Raw genomic sequence first — 20,089 nt, forward strand, 5'->3', positions numbered from 1 at the left:
AGGTTATCCAATTTTTTTCAGCGCCTGCACAATACGCTGGCACGCCAGCCCGTCACCGTAGGGATTATGCGCGCGGCTCATGGATTGCCAGGCTTCATCATCGGTCAGCAGACGGGTGACTTCACTAACGATTTTCGCGCCCTCAGTGCCAACCAGACGAACCGTGCCGGCAGTAACCGCTTCAGGGCGTTCGGTGGTGTCGCGCATCACCAGTACCGGCGTGCCCAACGAAGGAGCTTCCTCCTGAATGCCGCCCGAATCAGTCAGGATCAGCCGGGCGCGGTTCATCAACCAGACAAACGGCAGATATTCCTGCGGTTCGATAAGAATGACGTTATCAATACCGTGCAGAATGCGATTGACCGGCTCACTCACATTGGGATTAAGATGTACCGGGTAGACGATCTGTGTCTGCGGGTGCAGGCGGGCAATCTCTGCCAGCGCGTTGCAAATACGTTCAAAACCATCGCCGAAGCTTTCGCGTCGGTGTCCGGTGACCAAAATCATTTTTTTATCAGTACAGAGGAATGGGTAACGCGCCGCAAGACCGTTTCTTAACCCCTCATCACTTAACACCCGGTCGCGCACCCAGAACAGCGCGTCAATCACCGTATTGCCGGTAACGAAAATCCGTTCAGCAGGTACATTCTCACGCAGCAGGTTCTGCTGCGTGCTGGCGGTAGGGGTGAAATGATAGCTCGCCAGATGCCCCGTCAACGTTCGGTTCGCCTCCTCAGGCCACGGAGACCAGAGATCGCCGGTGCGCAGCCCGGCTTCCACATGCCCAACCGGGATACGATGATAAAAAGCGGCCAGACTGGCCGCCAGCGTGGTGGTGGTATCGCCATGAACCAGAACCACATCCGGGGTGAAATCAGCAAATACCGTTTTCAACCCGGCGAGAATGCGGCTGGTGATCTCGGTCAATCCCTGCCCCGGCTGCATGATATTAAGATCGTAATCCGGCACGATGGCGAACAGCTGTAGCACCTGATCGAGCATTTCCCTGTGCTGCGCAGTCACGCACAGGCGCGACTCTATTCCGTCTTCCTGCGCCAGCGCATGCACCAGCGGTGCCATTTTTATCGCTTCGGGGCGCGTGCCAAAAACCGTTAATACTTTCACCGTGGCTCTCTTTATTCGAATGTGTTTAACCGCATGAGTCTGTGACAACTTAACGACGGGGACGGCGGATCAGCACCGTGCCAGCGCCCACTAATACGCCCACTGCGCCCCACATCATCATAAGTAACGCACGGCGCGGGCTATCGCGCTTCACCGGTTCTTCCGGGGTACGCAAGTAACGCCAGGCCTGGAATGATTTGACCAGCGTTGGCCCAACGTTCAGCGTCGTCATCATTGCCCGGTTTTGATAGTACGCCAGTTCGTAAGACGGGCCGCTGGCCAGCAGATTCTCCAGCCGCGCCTGTAGCATAGGGCGACCAAGCAGGAACAGTTCGGAGTCTGGCAGCTGTTCGGAAGGCGTTTGCGTCCTTGACTGCTCGAAACCCTGTTGCTGAGCGATCTTCAAAGCCTGCCGGACGCTGTTCAACTGACGGAGGTAAATCGCTTTAGCGACATCTTGCTGACGTTTGATCTGCGCTTTTATCTGTATGCTGCGTGCGGCCCACGCCGCGCGCAACTCCTGATTAAGATGAGCCGTAGCGCGTGCATTGGCGAACGCCACATATTGACGTAACAGGGTGTTCGCATCGGCTGCCGTTTCCGCCACAATCTTAACGGTATCATTGATATTTTTTGCGCTGTCGGCGGGCTGCAGCTGGATATTGGCTATCAGTTCATCCAGTAACGCGGCATCTTGACGCGCATTGCCGCTCTTCCTGTTTTGGTAGTAGCTGGAATGCAGCCAGAACTCACGCCGACTGTCCCAGGCGAACAGCTGCATGATGAATTCCTGATACGCTTCATCAATGACCGTTTGCGGTGCAACGGTCAGATTATCTGCAGGCATATCGAGATTTTTCAAAAACTGCTGCTGAGAATAAAACCCGGATAACGCATTCACCGTTGGCCGATCGACGATCGCAATCGTACTCCATTGTGGCGTCACCAGCAGTGAATAGACCCAGGCCAGCAGTGCAAACAACCCGCCACCGGCGATAATCCAAAGTTTACCACACCATAGCGCGCAGCAAAGGCCGCGAATATCCAGTTCGTTATCGCCAGCATCAGGATGATTCATACTTCAATTTCCTTGTGGTCAGGCTTTTAGCTGTCATCAGAGGGTTTATTAGCGTTATTGCTATTGCGCAGCCGGCGCTTCAGGCGTTTTATCATGCGCGCCACACGCCATGCGCGTTTGATGCAGTAGCCATACAGCATAAAGGCCAGTAAAAACAGCACCAGCATGAGCCATTCAGGCACGAATGAAAGATATTCCCCAAGCCCGCCAATCAGCGCCAGCAACGCCGCCGCTGCGGTGATCAGCACAAACGCCTGGCGCGAGGTAAAACCCGCACGCATGATCAGATGGTGAATATGTTGACGGTCAGCCGAGAACGGACTCATGCCTTTGCTCAGTCGGCGATACATAATCGCCACCATATCCATCAGCGGGATGGCAATCAGCCACAGGGCCGTAACGGGCGTGATAGGATGATTCTGGCCTTGAGTGGTTTCCAGCAGGATCCAGATAATAGTAAAACCAATCAGCGTGCTGCCCGCATCACCCATAAAAACTTTATAACGGCGGCCAAGCATGCCGAGATTCAACATAATATAGGGAATGATGGCGGCAATCATGATAAAGCACCACATGGCGAGGCTATTCTGGCCGTCAAAGAGTAAAATGATGCCCATAGCCAGGAACGTGACGCAGGACAACCCGCCCAACAGCCCGTCGATTCCATCAACCATATTGAACGCATTGATAGCAGCCCAGACGGCAAACAGCGTCAGGACATAACCAAATGGACCGACAATCAGCTCCCAGGGGCCGAAGATATAACCCAGGCTAAGCAGATAAATCTTAGCTTTCATCATCATGACGACGGCAACAGCCGCCTGGACCACGGCGCGAAATTTCACGCTGATGTCATAGCGATCGTCCAGTGCGCCCACCATGACCAGACAGCCGGCACAGCCTGAGTACAGCCAAATATGAGGAATGTAGAAATCCGTTAATGTAAAGGCGAAGCAACTTCCGGCAAAAACTGAAATACCGCCGACTAACGGAATCGCTCCCTGATGACGCTTGCGGTAGTTAGGTTTATCCACCAGTCCAATTTTCTTAGCGGCTTTACGCGCAAAAAAAAGAAACGCTAACGAAAATAAAAAAGTTAGGGCAAGCTCCGTACTCGTATTGAGTAAATTCACATTAACCAGCTCTCTGCTAGGAATCGCGTCATGTTACAAGCAAAATTTATGCCACATACACTCGTCTGATTCTGATTTTATTCATCAGGGCGCGCATAATCAACGCTCCCTGCGGCTTCCATCCTGTGCCGTATATTATGGTGTAAACGTGCTTGTTGAGAAGATCCTATAGAGCAAAAACAAAAAACGCCACGACTTAGCGTGGCGTTACCCGAGTTTTGTTCGGTTTAGTTGCAGCAGCTGCAGGCAATGACGACAGCCTCGTCGCTAAGCTACGCAAACCTTACTCAGTTATGAACGTTTCATCATATCGAAGAATTCATCGTTGGTTTTGGTCATCGCCAACTTATTAATCAGAAACTCCATCGCATCGATTTCGCCCATTGGGTGAATGATCTTACGCAGGATCCACATTTTCTGCAGCTCTTCTGACGTCGTCAGCAGCTCTTCCTTACGCGTACCGGAGCGATTGTAATCGATAGCAGGGAACACGCGTTTTTCGGCGATTTTGCGCGCCAGATGCAGTTCCATGTTACCTGTACCTTTAAATTCTTCGTAGATCACTTCATCCATCTTCGAACCGGTATCCACCAGCGCGGTAGCGATAATGGTCAGGCTACCGCCCTCCTCCACGTTACGTGCAGCGCCAAAGAAACGCTTAGGACGGTGCAGGGCATTGGCGTCCACACCACCGGTCAGTACCTTGCCAGAGGCAGGAACCACGGTGTTATAGGCACGCGCCAGGCGAGTGATAGAGTCCAGCAGGATGATAACGTCTTTTTTGTGCTCAACCAGGCGTTTGGCCTTCTCGATCACCATTTCAGCGACCTGAACGTGACGTGATGCAGGTTCATCAAAGGTAGAAGCGATGACTTCCCCTTTCACCAGACGCTGCATCTCCGTCACTTCTTCCGGGCGTTCGTCAATCAGCAACACCATCAGTACGCAGTCAGGGTGGTTGTAGGCAATACTCTGCGCGATATTTTGCAGCAGCATGGTTTTACCCGCTTTGGGCGGGGCGACAATCAAGCCACGTTGACCGCGACCAATCGGCGAAGCCAAATCAAGTACGCGTGCGGTTAAGTCTTCGGTAGAACCGTTGCCACGCTCCATGCGCAGACGGGAGTTGGCATGCAGCGGAGTTAAGTTTTCAAACAGGATTTTGTTACGGGCATTTTCCGGTTTGTCATAGTTAACCTCGTTAACCTTCAGTAGCGCAAAGTAACGCTCTCCCTCTTTAGGCGGGCGGATCTTGCCAGAGATGGTGTCACCAGTACGAAGGTTAAAGCGGCGGATTTGGCTGGGGGAAACGTAGATATCATCGGGACCGGCGAGGTAGGAGCTGTCGCCGGAGCGGAGGAAACCAAATCCGTCCTGCAATATCTCGAGTACGCCATCGCCGAAGATGTCTTCGCCGCTTTTAGCATGTTGCTTAAGGATGGCGAAAATGATGTCCTGTTTACGCATACGGGCCAGGTTTTCCAGCCCCATATTTTCGCCGAGAGTGATCAGGTCAGAAACCGGCGTATTTTTTAATTCGGTAAGATTCATAATGGTGGGTTCTTAAACTCGGGGTATATCTTGAACTGTTTGTCGTGAATGGTATGGCGAAAGATCCATGCCTGTTTATATCGGTTCCTGGTTCTGAGGTCCGCTCGACGATCGCGTGCAGGAAAATGCAGATCTGAAACGAGGGAGACGGTAAACAGGAATCCGGAAATCAGTTGGTACTAACCGTCAGATTGCTGAACCTTTGTAAGGCTTAGATGGATACGCTGTTCAGCAAAGGAATAATTCTAAAGATTTAAACTACAGGTAAAGGTAAGTTCGTCGTGCAGTAGACTTAAATTAGCACGCTTAATGCCGGGCGTCTAGCGGTCAACGAAAAATTCGAACCGCAAGGCGCCGGCAGGACATAATTAGCCCAGATTCGCGTTCAGGAACTCTTTAAGCTGGCCTTTAGACAGTGCGCCAACTTTAGTTGCAGCAACCTCACCATTTTTGAACAACAGCAGGGTAGGAATACCGCGAATGCCGTATTTAGGTGCCGTGGCCGGGTTCTCATCGATGTTCAGCTTAGCAATAGTCAGTTTGCCTTCATATTCGGCAGCCACTTCGTCAAGAATCGGGGCGATCATTTTGCACGGGCCGCACCATTCTGCCCAGAAGTCGACCAGCGTTAACCCATCAGCTTTGAGGACGTCGGTTTCAAAGCTGTCATCGGTCAGGTGAACAATTTTATCGCTCATGTTTACTCCAGGAGATTATCTTTACCTTTGATGTCGCACTGAGCGGCATCAGGCTGAGTTTATTTCACTGCTTTTATTTCACCGGATATGCTTTCGTAAAGCAATAGTAAGCTGATATTCTACCACACTATGAGCAAAACACACTTAACAGAACAGAAGTTTTCCGACTTCGCCCTGCACCCTCAGGTGATTGAAGCCCTTGAAACTAAAGGGTTTCATAATTGCACGCCTATTCAGGCGCTGGCATTACCGTTTACGCTCTCCGGGCGTGATGTAGCAGGTCAGGCGCAAACAGGTACCGGCAAAACGATGGCGTTTCTGACGTCAACGTTCCATCATCTTCTTTCTCACCCTGCTCCGGAAGGCCGTCAGGTTAACCAGCCCCGCGCACTCATCCTTGCCCCAACGCGCGAACTGGCGGTACAAATCCATGCAGACGCCGAACCGCTGGCGCAGATAACGGGCCTGAAGCTCGGCCTTGCCTATGGCGGCGACGGTTATGACAAACAGCTAAAAGTGCTGGAAAGCGGTGTCGATGTACTGATCGGCACCACCGGCCGTTTAATCGATTACGCTAAACAAAATCACGTCAATTTGGGCGCCATTCAGGTCGTGGTACTCGACGAAGCCGATCGTATGTTCGACCTTGGCTTCATCAAAGATATTCGCTGGTTATTCCGTCGCATGCCAGCCGCCAGTCAACGCCTGAACATGCTGTTCTCTGCCACCCTGTCATTCCGCGTACGAGAACTGGCGTTTGAGAACATGAACAATGCCGAATACGTTGAAGTCGAGCCGGACCAGAAAACCGGGCATCGTATTAAAGAAGAATTGTTCTATCCTTCCAACGAAGAAAAAATGCGTTTGCTGCAAACGCTGATTGAAGAAGAGTGGCCGGATCGCACCATCATTTTCGCCAATACCAAGCATCGTTGCGAAGATATCTGGGGCCATCTGGCTGCCGATGGCCATCGCGTCGGCCTGCTGACCGGCGACGTGGCGCAGAAAAAGCGCCTGCGCATCCTTGATGACTTCACCAAAGGTGATGTCGATATCCTCGTGGCTACTGACGTTGCCGCGCGTGGTCTGCACATTCCCGCCGTGACTCACGTCTTTAACTACGACTTGCCTGACGACCGTGAAGATTACGTACACCGTATTGGTCGCACCGGGCGTGCGGGCGCTAACGGGCATTCAATCAGCCTGGCCTGTGAAGAGTACGCGCTGAATCTGACGGCCATCGAAGAGTACATCGGCCACAGCATCCCGGTTAGTCGGTATAACAGCGATGCGCTAATGGGCGATCTCCCGCCGCCTAAGCGTTTAACCCGCAACCGTTCAGGGAATGGTCCGCGCCGTGGCGGTAACAACAACCGCCGCAGCAGTGCACCACGTGGCCCTAACCGTAAACGTTCAGGTTAAGGGGCTATGCTGAGCGCATCATCACTCTATGCGGCGATCGATTTAGGGTCGAACAGCTTTCACATGTTGGTGGTGCGTGAGGTGGCTGGCAGCATCCAGACCGTCGCCCGCATCAAGCGCAAGGTGCGTCTTGCCGCCGGACTTGATGCGGATAATAACCTTTCCGATGAGTCAATGGAGCGCGGATGGCAGTGTCTGCGGCTGTTTTCTGAACAGCTGGAGGATATCCCCTCCGAACATATCCGCGTGGTGGCTACGGCTACCCTGCGCATTGCCGCCAATGCGGGAAGCTTTCTGGTTAAAGCGCAAGAGGTGCTTGGCTGCCCGGTCAACGTGATCGGCGGCGAGGAAGAAGCGAGCCTGATTTATCAGGGCGTGGCGCATACCACCGGTGGATCGGATAAACGTCTGGTGGTCGATATCGGCGGTGGCAGCACCGAACTGGTGACCGGCAAAGGGCCGCAAACCACTACGCTGTTTAGCCTGTCTATGGGCTGCGTCACCTGGCTGGAGCGCTATTTCAGCGATCGTCAACTTGGCAAAGTGAATTTCGAACGGGCCGAGCAGGCCGCGCGCGCGATGATCCGCCCCATAGCTGGCTCGCTAAAAGAGCAAGGCTGGCAGGTGTGCGTAGGGGCATCCGGCACCGTCCAGGCGCTGCAGGAAATCATGATGGCGCAAGGTATGGACGAGCGCATTACGCTGAACAAACTGCAGCAGCTGAAACAGCGTGCAATTCAGTGTGGCAAGCTGGAAGAGCTGGAAATTGAAGGGTTAACCCTTGAACGCGCGTTGGTCTTCCCGAGCGGGCTGTCGATACTTATCGCCATTTTTAACGAACTGGGCATCAGCAGCATGACGCTGGCGGGCGGTGCGCTGCGCGAAGGGCTGATTTATGGCATGCTGCATCTGCCGGTCGATCGCGATATCCGCAGCCGCACGCTACACGATGTCCAGCGTCGTTTTGCTATCGACGCGGAGCAGGCAGAACGGGTGCGCCAGCTGGCGGATAGCTTTGCCCGCCAGGTCAGCCAGCGCTGGAAGCTGGACGAACGCAGCCGCGAGCTGCTGGCCAGTGCCAGCCTGATCCACGAAATTGGGCTAAGCGTCGATTTCCGTCAGGCACCGCAGCATGCAGCCTATCTGGTTGGCCACCTGGATTTACCCGGTTTCACTCCGGCGCAGAAAAAACTGTTGGCCACCCTGTTACAAAATCAGGTCGGCCACATCGACCTGCCGTTACTGAGCCAACAAAATGCCCTACTCCCGCGCATTGCTGAACGCCTGTCTCGCCTGCTGCGTCTGGCGATCGTTTTTGCCAGCCGCAGACGCGATGACAGATTACCGGCGGTGCGCCTGCTGGCCGATGATGACAATCTGACGGTGATGCTGCCGTCCGGCTGGCTGCAAGCGCACCCCTTACGTGCTGAACTGCTGCAGCAGGAGGCACGCTGGCAGAGCTACGTGCACTGGCCGTTGATCATCGTCTGAGGCAGAGGTGCTTTGCAGCGCTGAAGGCTGCATTACTTCCTGGCTTTATCCAGCATCGCACGCAGACCGGCCACTCTGCTTTGGCCGGTCTGCATTCTTTCTTCAGCGCTCACCACCTTACGTTCGCTTTCCCACTGCAAATCGTCCTGCGGCAGCTCCAGCAGAAAACGACTCGGTTCCGGGCGCACCAGTTCGCCATACTGACGGCGCTCACGGCACAGGGTAAACGTCAGCTCTTTCTGCGCACGGGTAATGCCCACATAGGCCAGCCGGCGCTCTTCTTCGACGTTGTTTTCATCAATGCTGCTCTGATGCGGTAACAGCCCTTCTTCCATCCCCACCAAAAAGACATACGGGAACTCAAGACCTTTGGAGGCATGCAGCGTCATCAGCTGTACCTGGTCGGACTCTTCATCGCTTTCACCGCGTTCCATCATGTCACGCAGGGTGAAACGCGTGACCACCTGAGTCAGCGTCATCGGTTCATCAATGTCACTGCCCTCCAGCATTTCCGTCATCCACTGGAACAGCGTATTGACGTTTTTCATGCGCATTTCGGCCGCTTTCGGGCTGGCAGAGGTCTCAAACAACCAGCTTTCATAGTCGATGCCACGGATCAGATCGCGCACCGCCGCCACCGGCTCACGTTCCGCCAGCCTGGCGATATCCTGCAACCAGTGGGTGAAACGCTGCAACGATTCCAGCCCGCGCCCGGTCAGGGTTTGCCCAAGGCCCACATCGAAGCTGGCGGTAAACAGGCTTTTGTTGCGCTGCATCGCCCATTCGCCCAGCTTCTGCAAGGTTGCTGAACCGATCTCCCGGCGCGGCGTATTGACGATACGCATAAAAGCGCTGTCATCGTCGGCGTTGGTCAGTACCCGCAGATAAGCCAGCAGATCTTTGATTTCCGGGCGCGAGAAAAATGACGTACCGCCCGAGATGCGATACGGAATGCGGTTCTGCATCAACAACTTTTCGAACACCCGCGACTGATGGTTGCCGCGATAAAGAATGGCGTAGTCTTTGTACTGCGTTTTGTTGATGAAATGGTGGGCAATCAGTTCACCAATCACCCGCTCCGCTTCGTGGTCTTCATGGTTGGCGGTGACCACTTTCAGCTCGGCACCATAACCCAGTTCAGAGAACAGACGTTTTTCAAAAACGTGCGGATTGTTAGCAATCAGGATGTTAGCCGCTTTGAGAATGCGCCCGGAAGAACGGTAGTTCTGTTCCAGTTTAATCACCTGTAACGCCGGGAAATCCTGCTGTAACAACACCAGGTTTTGCGGCCGCGCCCCGCGCCAGGAATAGATAGACTGATCGTCATCCCCCACCACGGTAAAGCGCGCCCTGGTCCCCACCAGCAGCTTTACCAGCTCATACTGGCTGGTGTTGGTATCCTGATATTCATCCACCAGCAGATAGCGGATGCGCTGCTGCCAGCGTTCGCGCACTTCCTGATTGCGCTGGAAAAGCAGCGTAGGCAGCAGGATCAGGTCGTCAAAATCAAGGACGTTACAGGATTTAAGATGCTTATCGTACAGCGCGTAACAGTGGGCAAACAGCCTGTCACGCTCTGACAGTGCGCCCGCCGCTGCGCGCGACGGATCCATCAAATCGTTTTTCCAGTTTGAAATGGTTGAAACGAGTTGTTGCAGCAGATTTTTATCGTTTTCCAGCCACTGTTCGGTTAAATCTTTCAGCAACGCCAGCTGGTCCTGATCGTCAAACAGGGAAAAGTTCGATTTCATCCCCAACGCGGCGTATTCACGCTTGATGATCTCCAGCCCCAGCGTGTGGAAGGTGGAGATCATCAGCCCACGAGCTTCTTTGCGCCCCAGGGTTTGCGCCACGCGTTCTTTCATCTCACGCGAAGCTTTGTTGGTAAAAGTCACTGCCGCGATATGGCGCGGCTGATAGCCGCATTCGCGGATCAGATGGGCAATTTTGTTAGTAATCACCCGCGTTTTCCCCGATCCGGCTCCGGCCAGTACCAGACAGGGTCCGGTAACAAATTCCACGGCGTGTTGCTGACCAGGGTTAAGACGCATAGATAAATCACTCGATGAAATTACGGGAGGAGGGGAATTACAGCGTGGTAGTATAGCGAGCGTAATCCACAAAACTCAAGGCAACATCATGGCAAAAAACGCAGCAGCACTGCACATTCTGGTAAAAGAAGAGAAGCTGGCGCTTGACCTGTTAGAGCAGCTCAGGCAGGGCGCGGACTTTGAAAAACTGGCGAAGAAACACTCGACCTGCCCGTCTGGCAAGAAAGGCGGCCACTTGGGCGAATTCAAACAGGGTGCCATGGTACCGGCATTCGATAAGGTGGTGTTTTCCTGCCCGCTGATCGAGCCACAGGGGCCGCTGCATACTCAGTTCGGGTATCACATCATTAAGGTGCTGTACCGCAATTAAAAAAAGCGCCGTAAGGCGCTTTTTTTATCGGGGCGGATAAATCATCCGCCCGGCAAGCTTAGCCTGCTACCGCAATACGTTTCATATCGGTCATATAACCGCGCAGTTTGCGGCCAACGGTTTCGATATCATGGTGACGAATCGCTTCGTTAACGTCGCGCAGCTGCGCGTTATCAACGCTGGTCGACGTGTTGACCTGTTTGCCCAGATCGCCCGCCTGCAGGGTGGTCATAAACTCTTTCAGCAGCGGTACCGCCGCGTAAGAGAACAGGTAGTTACCGTATTCGGCGGTATCAGAGATAACCACGTTCATTTCATACAGGCGCTTACGCGCAATGGTGTTGGCAATCAGCGGCAGCTCGTGCAGAGATTCGTAGTAGGCAGACTCTTCAACGATCCCGGCAGCGACCATGGTTTCAAACGCCAGCTCAACGCCCGCTTTCACCATCGCGATCATCACTACGCCCTGATCGAAGTAATCCTGTTCGCCGATTTTACCTTCAAACTGCGCGGCGGTTTCGAACGCGGTCTTACCGGTCTCTTCGCGCCAGCCCAGCAGTTTTTTATCGTCGTTGGCCCAGTCAGCCATCATGCCGGATGAGAACTCACCGGAGATGATGTCATCCATATGCTTCTGGAACAGCGGAGCCATGATGGTTTTCAGCTGTTCAGACAGCGCATAAGCACGCAGCTTAGCCGGGTTGGACAGGCGATCCATCATCAGGGTGATCCCGCCCTGCTTCAGCGCTTCGGTGATGGTTTCCCAACCGAACTGGATCAGTTTTTCTGCGTAAGCCGCGTCGGTACCTTCAGCCACCAGCTTATCGAAGCACAGCAGCGAACCGGCCTGTAACATACCGCACAGGATGGTCTGCTCGCCCATCAGGTCAGACTTCACTTCGGCAACGAAGGATGACTCCAGTACGCCCGCACGGTGACCGCCGGTTGCCGCAGCCCAGGCTTTAGCAATCGCCATGCCTTCGCCTTTCGGATCGTTTTCCGGGTGAACCGCAATAAGCGTAGGCACGCCGAAACCGCGTTTGTACTCCTCACGTACCTCAGTACCCGGACATTTTGGTGCCACCATCACGACCGTGACGTCTTTACGTACCTGCTCGCCCACTTCAACAATGTTGAAACCGTGCGAGTAACCCAGCGCAGCACCGTCTTTCATCAATGGCTGAACCGCCTGCACCACGGAAGTATGCTGTTTGTCCGGCGTCAGGTTAACCACCAGGTCAGCCTGTGGGATCAGTTCTTCGTAGGTGCCGACTTTGAAGCCGTTTTCGGTCGCCTTACGCCATGAAGCACGCTTTTCGGCAATCGCTTCAGCGCGCAGCGCGTAGGCAATGTCCAGGCCGGAATCACGCATGTTCAGCCCCTGGTTCAGGCCCTGAGCACCACAACCCACGATGACCACCTTTTTGCCTTTCAGGTAGCTGGCTTCATCAGCAAATTCTTCGCGCGCCATAAAACGGCATTTGCCTAATTGCGCCAGCTGGTTGCGCAGATTCAACGTGTTGAAATAGTTCGCCATGGGTACTCCGTATGAGGTTGTGTTCGCATTGTTGTTTGTTGTCCGGGCATTTATTTCCCTGCCCTGAATAGACCTTATCATATGACAGGAAATACATTGCTTAAATTGATATATTAACAACGTGTTGTTGCACATTCTGCAACGTGAAAATAAGGGCTGAATCCGATGGATCTGCGTGACCTGAAACTGTTTCTCCATCTTGCCGACAGCCGCCATTTCGGCCGCAGCGCACGCGCCATGCACGTCAGTCCGTCCACGCTGTCACGGCAGATCCAGCGGCTGGAAGACGACCTCGGCCAGGCGCTGTTTTTACGCGACAACCGCACGGTGACCCTGACCGATGCCGGAGAACGTCTGCGCCAGTTCGCTCAAGAGACGTTGTTACAATATCAGCAGATGCGCCATGCGCTTGGACAAAACGGCCCGTCACTGAGCGGCGAGTTGAGGCTGTTCTGCTCGGTGACCGCAGCCTACAGCCATCTGCCGCCGATCCTCGACCGCTTTCGCGCCGAACACCCTTTAGTCGAAATCAAGCTAACCACCGGTGACGCCGCCGATGCCGTGGAGAAAGTGCAGTCCGGTGAGATGGATCTGGCCATTGCCGGCCGGCCGGACACGCTGCCCGCCAGCGTTGGTTTTACCCCGCTGGGGCTGATCCCATTGGTGCTGATAGCCCCGGCACTGCCCTGCCCGGTGCGCGTACAGGCAACGCAGCCGAAACCTGACTGGTCACACATTCCTTTTATCCTGCCCGATCAGGGGCCTTCGCGCCGCCGCATCGATCTCTGGTTTCGCCACCGCCGCATCGCCAACCCACAGATTTATGCCACGGTTTCCGGGCATGAAGCGATTGTCTCTATGGTGGCGGTTGGCTGCGGGATCGCCCTGCTGCCGGACGTGGTGCTGGAAAACAGCCCGGAATCGGTGCGTAACCGTATTCTGCAACTGGCGGACGTGGAGATGGTGGATCCGTTGGAAATAGGCGTGTGCGTACAAAAAAAGCGGCTCATGGAGCCGCTGATTGATGCTTTCTGGAAACTGCTTTAGCCGGCAAGGAAGAAGCGGAACGACGGGTTATCGCTTTCATCGTGGAAGTCATAACCCAGCGCCGCCAGGTGCTCTTCAAACTGTGGCTCGCTGTCGCTCAGTTCAAATGCTGCCAGCACGCGGCCGTAGTCAGTACCGTGACTGCGATAGTGGAACAGCGAGATATTCCAGTGGGCGCCCAGCGTTTGCAGGAAACGCAGCAGCGCGCCGGGCGCTTCCGGGAACTCAAAGCTGAACAGGCGCTCGCGCAGCGGTTTGGAAGGACGCCCGCCAACCATATAGCGTACATGCAGCTTCGCCATTTCGTCGTCGGACAGATCCACCACCTTGTAACCGCCCCCGGTCAGCAGGTGCAGGATCTCCTGCCGCTCTTCCGATCCACGCGTCAGCCGGACGCCGACGAAAATACAGGCTTCATCAGCATCGGCATAACGGTAGTTGAACTCGGTCACCGCCCGCCCCCCCAGCAGCTGGCAGAAGCGCAGGAAACTGCCCTGCTGCTCCGGGATGGTGACGGCCAGCAGCGCTTCGCGCTGTTCGCCCAGTTCGCAGCGCTCCGAAACGTAGCGCAGACCGTGGAAGTTAACGTTGGCCCCGGACAGCACATGGGCCAGGCGTTCTCCCTGGATCTGGTGCTGCTGAATGTACTTTTTCATTCCTGCCAGCGCCAGCGCGCCCGAAGGCTCGGCCACCGCACGCACATCGTCAAACAGATCTTTCATCGCGGCGCAGATGGCATCGCTGTCAACGGTGACGATGTCGTCAAGATACGCCTGGCACAAACGAAAGGTTTCGCTGCCGATCCGCTTCACCGCCACGCCTTCGGCAAACAGCCCGACGCGAGGCAGATCGACCGGCTGCCCCGCATCCAGCGCCGCTTGCAGACAGGCTGAATCTGCGGCTTCCACCGCAATCACTTTGATTTGCGGCATCAGCTGCTTGATCAGCACAGCAACCCCTGCCGCCAGCCCGCCGCCGCCCACCGGGACGAACACGCGGTCAAGATGCGCATCCTGCTGTAGCAGCTCCATCGCCAGCGTCCCCTGCCCGGCGATCACCATCGGATGATCGAAGGGAGGCACAAAGGTATAGCCATGCTGCTGCGCCAGCTCCAGCGCTTTGGCTTTGGCTTCGTCAAAGTTGGCACCAAACAGATAAGCCTCACCGCCAAACGCCCGCACCGCATCAACTTTGATATCCGCCGTGGCAACCGGCATCACAATCAGGGATTTGATGCCCAGCTTGCTCGCCGACAGCGCAACGCCCTGAGCATGGTTACCCGCCGACGCGGTCACCACGCCCTGCGCTTTCTGATCTTCATTCAGCCCGGCGATCATCGCGTAGGCACCACGCAGCTTGAAGCTGTGTACCGGCTGGCGATCTTCACGCTTAACTAAAATCGTATTGCCGAGGCGCGCAGAAATTTTTTCCATCTTCTGCAACGGTGTAACCTGTGCAGCTTCATATACCGGTGCGCGCAGTACCGCACGCAGATATTCAGCCCCACTGGGTTGTTCGGACAGCGGTTGAGACTCAGCCATCGTTGTTAGCCTCCCAGCTTACTTTTGTCGCGTACGGCGCCTTTGTCAGCGCTGGTGGCCAGCGTTGCATAGGCGCGCAAAGCAAAGGAGACCTGACGCTCACGCCCGTGCGGGGTGTAAGCCGCTTCACCACGCGCGTCTTCTTCCAGACGCCGCGCCGCCAGCTCGTTTTCCGCCACGTCCAGTTGAATACCGCGCTGCGGGATGTCGATATTGATGATATCGCCATCTTTCACCAGCGCGATGGTGCCACCGCTGGCCGCTTCCGGCGATGCATGGCCGATCGACAGCCCGGAAGTCCCGCCGGAGAAACGGCCATCGGTGATCAGCGCACAGGCCTTGCCCAGCCCCATCGATTTCAGATAGGTGGTGGGATAGAGCATCTCCTGCATGCCGGGGCCACCTTTCGGGCCTTCATAGCGGATCACCACCACATCGCCAGCGACCACTTTGCCACCGAGGATCGCCGCCACGGCGTCGTCCTGGCTTTCGTACACTTTCGCCGGGCCGCTGAATACCAGGCTGCCTTCGTCAACGCCAGCGGTTTTCACGATACAGCCGTTTTCAGCGAGGTTACCGTACAGTACCGCCAGGCCACCGTCCTGACTGAAAGCGAATTCGCGGGAGCGAATACAGCCCTGCTGACGGTCGTCATCCAGCGTCTCCCAGCGGGTGTCCTGCGAGAATGCCTGAGTGGTACGGATACCCGCCGGGCCGGCGCGGAACATCTTTTTCACCGCTTCATCTTGCGTCAGCATAATGTCGTAGCGATCCAGCGTTTCACGCAGACTGAGGCCCAGCACGTTACGTACCCTATTGTCCATCAGGCCGGCGCGATCCAGTTCACCAAGAATGCCGAGCACGCCCCCGGCGCGGTGCACATCTTCCATATGATATTTCTGGGTGCTTGGTGCCACTTTGCACAAATGCGGCACCTGGCGTGACAGCCGATCGATATCAGAAATATCGAAGTCGATTTCCCCTTCCTGCGCCGCCGCCAGCAGGTGCAGAACGGTATTCGTAGATCCTCCCATGGCGATATCCAGCGTCATGGCGTTTTCAAACGCCGCTTTGCTGGCGATACTGCGCGGCAGCACGCTGTCGTCATCCTGCTCGTAGTAGCGTTTCGCCAGGCCAACGATACGGCGCCCCGCATTAAGAAACAGTTCGCGACGATCGGCATGCGTGGCCAGCAGCGAGCCGTTACCCGGCTGTGACAGGCCCAGCGCTTCGGTCAGACAGTTCATTGAGTTCGCGGTAAACATGCCGGAGCAGGAGCCGCATGTCGGGCAGGCAGAGCGCTCGATCTGATCGCTATCGGCATCGCTGACGTTAGGATTCGCACCCTGGATCATGGCATCGACCAGATCCAGCTTGATGATTTGATCGGACAGTTTGGTTTTGCCGGCTTCCATCGGGCCGCCGGAGACAAAGATCACCGGAATGTTCAGGCGCAGTGACGCCATCAGCATGCCGGGAGTGATTTTGTCGCAGTTGGAGATACAGACCATCGCGTCAGCACAGTGCGCGTTAACCATGTACTCTACGGAATCGGCAATCAGCTCGCGCGACGGCAGAGAATAGAGCATGCCGCCGTGGCCCATGGCGATGCCATCATCCACCGCGATGGTGTTGAACTCCTTCGCCACGCCGCCGGAGGCTTCGATTTCTTCTGCCACCAGCTTACCCAGATCGCGCAGATGAACGTGACCCGGTACAAACTGCGTAAAGGAGTTAACTACCGCAATGATCGGCTTGCCGAAATCATCATCGGTCATCCCTGTGGCGCGCCACAGGGCGCGGGCGCCGGCCATATTGCGCCCGTGGGTGGTGGTGGCAGAACGGTACTTAGGCATGCTCTTATACTCCAGAAATCAGACAGTGCGCGGCCGTCATCTGACCACCGCGAAAATTAATTTTCTTATGGGTTTACCGGATCCAGCCAGCCCCATTTATCTTCCGTTTCGCCAGTGAACAGGCCAAAGAACGCGGACTGGATGCGTGCGGTGACCGGGCCGCGTTTGCCTTCGCCAACCTGGATGCCGTCAACGCTACGCACCGGAGTGATCTCTGCGGCGGTGCCGGACATAAAGACTTCATCGGCCAGGTAGAGAGATTCACGCGACAGCACCTGCTCACGCACTTCAATGCCCATATCCTGCGCCAGTTTGATGATCGCATCGCGGGTAATTCCCGGCAGCGCTGAAGAGGTAAATGGCGGCGTAAACAGGATCCCGTCTTTCACTTCAAACAGGTTCTCACCGGCACCTTCAGAGATATAGCCCTGGGTGTCCAGCGCGATGCCTTCCTGATAGCCGTGGCGGCGCGCTTCGCTACCGACCAGCAGCGATGACAGATAGTTACCGCCGGCTTTCGCTGCGGTTGGCAGAGTGTTTGGCGCTACACGGTTCCAGGACGAGACCATCGCGTCGATGCCCTGTTCCAGCGCTTCCGCGCCCAGGTACGCCCCCCACGGGAAAGCAGCAATAATGATATCAGTATCGTAGCCCGCCGGCGGGTTAACACCCAGGCCGACATCACCAACAAATACCAGAGGACGAATATAAGCACTTTTCAGGTTATTTTTGCGCAGAGTGGCGCGGCAGGCTTCCATCAGCTCATCAACGCTCAGGCTCACAGGAAAACGATAGATTTTTGCCGAATCGCGCAGACGCTGCATATGTTCACGATGGCGGAAGACCACCGGCCCTTTGTGCGAGTCGTAGCAACGGACGCCTTCAAAGACTGACGTACCGTAGTGCAATGCGTGGGACATCACGCTGACCTTAGCCTCTTCCCACTTTACCATCTCGCCATTGAACCAGATAAAGTCTGCTTTCTTCGTCATTCTTGTTTCCTTGCGCGCTTATGCGCGGATTTGTTGTGTAGTTTGTTGTTGGATCTGAACGCATGCGACATCCATCAGTTTACTCAGCTGCGTTGACAGTAAATCGACAGAGCGCTGGCTGGCAACGGTCATCTCAATATTAATATTGGATGTATTGACCAGCGATGCCATATTCATCGAGCACACCTGAAAACCACGGTGGCGTACCACGCGCAAAATGCGTTCCAGTATTTCCGGGCGAAAGCGCGCTTCTATAGACAATTGATGCTGTTTCATGAGGTTTTCTCCATCATATTTTCGTTGCTGGCACCCGGCGGCACTAAAGGCCAGACGTTCTCATGTTCGTCAATGGCCACATGGAGCAGATAGGGGCCTTCACTGTGCAGCAAGGCGTTTAATGCAGCGTCGACCTGATCTTTTCGGCTAATACGCTGGCCTTTAATGCCAAAAGCACTGGCCAGCACGAGGAAATCGGGGTTATCTGACAAATTGGTTTCACTGTAGCGCTCTTCGAAGAACAGCTGCTGCCACTGGCGCACCATGCCCAGGCGTTGGTTATCCAGCAGCAGAATTTTCACCGGCAGCTGTTTGCGCTTGATGGTACCCAGCTCCTGGACGTTCATCATGAAAGATCCATCGCCAGAAACGCAGATCACCGTGTCATCTGGGCGCGCAACCTGTGCACCAACGGCTGCCGGCAGGCCAAAGCCCATCGTGCCCAATCCGCTGGAAGTAATGAAGTTTTGCGGGTGGCTGAAGCGCATGTGTTGCGCAGCCCACATCTGGTGCTGGCCAACATCGGTAGTGACGACCGCACTCTGTGGCTGACGGTCCGACAGTTGTTTCAGCAGCAGCGGAGCATAAATGGCGTCGCCCGGGTGATCATAACGCCAGCCGTGCCCGGCTTTTAAGGACATGACCTCTTCACGCCAGGCGCTGATGTCTGCCGGCTGATGCAAATCCGGTAACAGCTTATTGATATCGCCCTGCAGCCCGACATGCGCCCGGCGCAGTTTATGCAGTTCAGCCGGGTCGATATCAATATGGATCACGCTGGCACAGGGTGCAAAGGTGTCAAGCTTGCCGGTGACCCGGTCGTCGAAGCGTGCGCCCACGGCAATCAACAGGTCGCAGCGCTGTACCGCCAGGTTCGCCGCTTTTGTTCCGTGCATTCCCAGCATCCCCAGATAACAGGCATCATCCGCATCCGGCGCGCCCAACCCCTTCAGGGTTGCCACGGTGGGAATTCCGCTGGCGCTGGCGAAAGCACGCAGAGCATCAACCGCGTCCGCCATGCCCACGCCACCGCCAACATACAAAATGGGTTTTCTGGACTGTGCCAGCAGCTCACGCGCCTGCTGTAATTCTGTGTGAGGGTGCGCCATCTCCGGTTCAACCGGCATCAGGTGCGCGCTTAACTCGCCGTGAGCCAGCTGGATATCTTTAGGGATATCAACCAGCACCGGGCCAGGGCGGCCCGATTTCGCCATCGCAAAAGCTTCAGCCATCACCGACGGCAGTTCAGCAAGCGATTCAACGAGGAAACTGTGTTTGGTGCAGGCCAGCGACAGGCCCAGAACATCGATCTCCTGAAAGGCATCGGTTCCCATCACCGCTGAAGATACCTGCCCGGTGATGGCCACAATGGGTACCGAGTCCAGCATCGCGTCAGCCAGCCCGGTGATCAGGTTAGTGGCACCCGGCCCCGAGGTAGCAATGCAAACGCCGACTTTGCCGGTGGCACGGGCAAAACCGATAGCGGCCATTGCTGCACCCTGCTCATGGCGGCACAACAGGTGTTCAACCCCGCCGTCATAAAGCGCGTCGTAGACCGGCATGATAGCCCCACCCGGATAGCCGAAAACCGTTTCGACTCCCTGTGTACGCAAAGATTGAACTACCCACTGAGCACCATTCATTGTTATTCCACCATCTCTTGCCGGATAGAACAGCATTTTATTCTGCCATCCCTTATCCGTTTATCTGCCGAAGATACCTTGACAAAAAAAAACCCCCGGACCTTTCGGTGCGGGGGTTCTTTCGAAATCAGGCTTGTTTTTTAAGCCTTTCTTCCTCCGAGCGTAGCCCCGCACGGCGTGAAAATAATCACGACGACGTTAATTAGGACCAGGCTGACGACTCGTAGAAGGGCTTTCATTGGAATTCTTTTCGTTCGCTTGTTCGAAGTAATACCTAC

Annotated in this window: 17 protein-coding genes; 4 read left to right on the top strand and 13 right to left on the bottom strand. The window is 55.4% G+C overall.

Annotation, left to right across the window (positions count from 1 at the left end; all coding sequences use genetic code 11):
* Positions 1-3 precede the first annotated feature (3 nt).
* The 5 genes from wecB to trxA form a co-directional block, all read right to left on the bottom strand.
* A complete protein-coding gene (wecB, locus tag JGC47_RS16265; RefSeq protein WP_004163751.1) occupies positions 4-1,125 on the bottom strand; it encodes a non-hydrolyzing UDP-N-acetylglucosamine 2-epimerase in 1,122 nt (373 codons plus the stop codon).
* Between the two features lie 49 nt (positions 1,126-1,174).
* Entirely contained in the window at positions 1,175-2,203 is a 1,029-nt protein-coding gene (gene wzzE / locus JGC47_RS16270; protein ID WP_004154910.1) for an ECA polysaccharide chain length modulation protein, read from the bottom strand.
* A gap of 26 nt (positions 2,204-2,229) precedes the next feature.
* The gene (gene wecA / locus JGC47_RS16275) at positions 2,230-3,336 is read right to left on the bottom strand and encodes a UDP-N-acetylglucosamine--undecaprenyl-phosphate N-acetylglucosaminephosphotransferase (RefSeq protein WP_004154909.1); all 1,107 of its coding nucleotides are present in this window, start codon (positions 3,334-3,336) and stop codon (positions 2,230-2,232) included.
* 291 nt (positions 3,337-3,627) lie between these two features.
* Positions 3,628-4,887: a transcription termination factor Rho gene (gene rho, locus JGC47_RS16280; protein ID WP_004154908.1), complete on the bottom strand. Its 1,260-nt coding sequence runs from the start codon at positions 4,885-4,887 to the stop codon at positions 3,628-3,630.
* A gap of 368 nt (positions 4,888-5,255) precedes the next feature.
* Entirely contained in the window at positions 5,256-5,585 is a 330-nt protein-coding gene (gene trxA / locus JGC47_RS16285; RefSeq protein ID WP_004154907.1) for a thioredoxin TrxA, read from the bottom strand.
* 129 nt (positions 5,586-5,714) lie between these two features.
* Here trxA and rhlB point away from each other — a divergent pair, with 129 nt between their 5' ends.
* Both rhlB and gppA read left to right on the top strand, forming a co-directional pair.
* A complete protein-coding gene (rhlB, locus tag JGC47_RS16290) occupies positions 5,715-7,007 on the top strand; it encodes an ATP-dependent RNA helicase RhlB (protein WP_004163750.1) in 1,293 nt (430 codons plus the stop codon).
* A 6-nt stretch (positions 7,008-7,013) separates the two neighbouring features.
* Entirely contained in the window at positions 7,014-8,498 is a 1,485-nt protein-coding gene (gene gppA / locus JGC47_RS16295) for a guanosine-5'-triphosphate,3'-diphosphate diphosphatase (protein WP_004154905.1), read from the top strand.
* Between the two features lie 32 nt (positions 8,499-8,530).
* Here the strand turns inward: gppA and rep are convergent, their stop codons facing one another.
* Positions 8,531-10,549: a DNA helicase Rep gene (rep, locus tag JGC47_RS16300; RefSeq protein WP_004154904.1), complete on the bottom strand. Its 2,019-nt coding sequence runs from the start codon at positions 10,547-10,549 to the stop codon at positions 8,531-8,533.
* A gap of 88 nt (positions 10,550-10,637) precedes the next feature.
* On the opposite strand from rep, the gene ppiC reads away from it, so the two are divergent.
* Positions 10,638-10,919, top strand: coding sequence for a peptidylprolyl isomerase PpiC (gene ppiC, locus JGC47_RS16305; protein WP_004154902.1), 282 nt, complete (start codon positions 10,638-10,640; stop codon positions 10,917-10,919).
* Positions 10,920-10,977: 58 nt separating this feature from the next.
* On the opposite strand, the gene ilvC is transcribed toward ppiC, so the two are convergent.
* Entirely contained in the window at positions 10,978-12,456 is a 1,479-nt protein-coding gene (gene ilvC / locus JGC47_RS16310; protein ID WP_004154901.1) for a ketol-acid reductoisomerase, read from the bottom strand.
* Positions 12,457-12,621: 165 nt separating this feature from the next.
* Between ilvC and ilvY the strand changes: the two genes are divergently transcribed.
* Positions 12,622-13,503, top strand: coding sequence for an HTH-type transcriptional activator IlvY (gene ilvY, locus JGC47_RS16315; protein WP_004154900.1), 882 nt, complete (start codon positions 12,622-12,624; stop codon positions 13,501-13,503).
* On the opposite strand, the gene ilvA is transcribed toward ilvY, so the two are convergent.
* The 6 genes from ilvA to JGC47_RS16345 all read right to left on the bottom strand — a co-directional run bounded on the left by ilvA (position 13,500) and on the right by JGC47_RS16345 (position 20,050).
* Positions 13,500-15,044: a threonine ammonia-lyase, biosynthetic gene (gene ilvA, locus JGC47_RS16320; RefSeq protein ID WP_004154899.1), complete on the bottom strand. Its 1,545-nt coding sequence runs from the start codon at positions 15,042-15,044 to the stop codon at positions 13,500-13,502. The genes ilvY and ilvA overlap by 4 nt on opposite strands.
* Before the next feature lie 5 nt (positions 15,045-15,049).
* Positions 15,050-16,900, bottom strand: coding sequence for a dihydroxy-acid dehydratase (ilvD, locus tag JGC47_RS16325; protein WP_004154898.1), 1,851 nt, complete (start codon positions 16,898-16,900; stop codon positions 15,050-15,052).
* A gap of 65 nt (positions 16,901-16,965) precedes the next feature.
* Positions 16,966-17,892, bottom strand: a complete 927-nt coding sequence (locus tag JGC47_RS16330; protein ID WP_004154897.1) for a branched-chain amino acid transaminase — start codon at positions 17,890-17,892, stop codon at positions 16,966-16,968.
* Between the two features lie 18 nt (positions 17,893-17,910).
* Positions 17,911-18,168, bottom strand: a complete 258-nt coding sequence (gene ilvM, locus JGC47_RS16335) for an acetolactate synthase 2 small subunit (protein ID WP_004154896.1) — start codon at positions 18,166-18,168, stop codon at positions 17,911-17,913.
* Entirely contained in the window at positions 18,165-19,811 is a 1,647-nt protein-coding gene (gene ilvG, locus JGC47_RS16340) for an acetolactate synthase 2 catalytic subunit (protein WP_013035760.1), read from the bottom strand. The genes ilvM and ilvG overlap by 4 nt, the downstream gene beginning before the upstream one ends.
* 140 nt (positions 19,812-19,951) lie before the next feature.
* Positions 19,952-20,050 carry an IlvGEDA operon leader peptide gene (locus JGC47_RS16345; protein ID WP_099258353.1) on the bottom strand — a complete coding sequence of 33 codons (99 nt, stop codon included), beginning with the start codon at positions 20,048-20,050 and terminating at the stop codon, positions 19,952-19,954.
* Positions 20,051-20,089: the final 39 nt, after the last annotated feature.

This window comes from Erwinia amylovora (assembly GCF_017161565.1).
Taxonomy (GTDB): Bacteria; Pseudomonadota; Gammaproteobacteria; order Enterobacterales; family Enterobacteriaceae; genus Erwinia; species Erwinia amylovora.